General features: G+C 72.3%; 1 pseudogene. It reads left to right on the top strand.

The annotated features are described in order from the left end of the window. Positions 1-238: pseudogene (locus SB751_RS35055) on the top strand (heavy metal translocating P-type ATPase); the annotation flags it as partial.

Raw genomic sequence — 238 nt, 5'->3', positions numbered from 1 at the left:
CAAGCTGGCGCCCGCCGGCAAGGTCGGCATGGTCGGCGACGGCATCAACGACGCCCCGGCCCTGGCCCGCGCCGATATCGGCTTCGCCATGGGCGCGGCCGGCACCGGCACCGCCATCGAAACGGCCGACGTGGCGCTGATGGACGACGACCTGCGCAAGATCGGCACCTTCCTGCGCCTGTCGCGCGCCACCCACCGCGTGCTGGTGCAGAACATCGCGCTGGCGCTGGGCATCAAG

The organism is Cupriavidus sp. SIMBA_020, from assembly GCF_046535395.1.
GTDB classification, from domain to species: domain Bacteria; phylum Pseudomonadota; class Gammaproteobacteria; order Burkholderiales; family Burkholderiaceae; genus Cupriavidus; species Cupriavidus campinensis.
The sequence above is the reverse complement of the archived record's forward strand: the minus strand, read 5'-3'. Positions and strand labels throughout refer to the sequence as shown.